Origin of the sequence: Streptomyces klenkii (assembly GCF_003626645.1) — a bacterium.
GTDB classification, from domain to species: Bacteria; Actinomycetota; Actinomycetes; order Streptomycetales; family Streptomycetaceae; genus Streptomyces; species Streptomyces klenkii.
Genome location: NZ_RBAM01000225.1, coordinates 1 through 1,019, shown reverse-complemented (window position 1 = coordinate 1,019; position 1,019 = coordinate 1). Strand labels below are relative to the sequence as shown.

The 1,019-nt window shown below is 79.1% G+C and carries 1 protein-coding gene and 1 pseudogene; both read right to left on the bottom strand.

The features are described from left to right. Nucleotides 1-645, bottom strand: a 645-nt coding sequence (locus D7231_RS35945; protein WP_422396799.1) for a CPBP family intramembrane glutamic endopeptidase, incomplete at its 3' end; no start/stop codon positions are given. Nucleotides 646-709: 64 nt separating this feature from the next. Next, nucleotides 710-1,019, bottom strand: a pseudogene (locus tag D7231_RS35940) (glutamate--cysteine ligase); the annotation flags it as partial.

Below are 1,019 nucleotides of genomic sequence, written 5' to 3'. Positions count from 1 at the left end.
GCTGCCGCGCAGCAGCGCGCTGGCCAGCAGCGCGCCCGTGGGCGTCCAGCCGAGCTGGGACAGCCGCCGGAGCAGGTAGCCGAGGACGACGACCTCCTCCAGCACGGCGTTCTCCAGCGCGGAGGCGACCAGCACGGGGAACTTCCACCACACGTCCGGCAAGGACTCCGGCACCACGGTGAGATTGGCCCCCGCGGCGTGCGCGCCCAGGTAGAGCAGCAGGCCGCTGCCGCCGATGCCCGCCGCGACGACCGCGCCCCGGGCCAGGTCGGAACGCGGGCGGCGGGCGTCGAAGCCCAGCAGCCGCAGCCCGCCCCCGCCGTAGCCTCCGGCGGCCCGCTCGCGCAGCAGCAGGTGGGCGACCAGGAGCACCGGCGCCAGGTCGGTGGCGATGCCGAACAGCTGCCAGGCCAGGTCCAGCCAGGGCCGGTCCGGCGCGCGGGAGGCGTTGAGCGTGGCGGTCTGCTCGCCCAGCCCGCCGGGGCGCGTGAGCACCCCGGAGAAGCTGATCAGGGCGCCCACGGCGCTGGCGCCCAGGGAGACGGCGAGCACGAGCAGCACCTCGTGGCGCAGGGCGCGCCGCGGCAGCGGCGGCGGGCCCTCGTCCGGCGCCGGGTCCGTCGTCTCCTGGGGCCGCAGCCGCACTCCGCCTCCCGTCCGGCGCCCCGGCCCGCCGCGCGCCGCCGTGCGTCCCCGGGCCCGCCCGGGGCTAGCCGCCCGCGCGGGCGGCCGGCTCGCGGAGGGCGGGCCAGCTGTGCACGGGGGCGTCGGTGCGGGACAGTTCGCAGTACCGCCGGACGAGATCCCGCAGCGCGGCCGTCCGGTCCGCTCCGTTCGCCACCGCCTGGTGGTAGGCCCGAGTCTGCCAGCTCGCGCCGGTGGTGCGCCGCCGGCACCGCTCCTCGATGACGCCCAGGTAGCGCTCGCGGTCGGCCGCGGCGACCCCGCGCCCGGCCAGGCCCTCGTGGGCCAGCGGCAGCAGGACCTCGGCGATGAGCCGGTGGGCGGGGAGCGTGGCG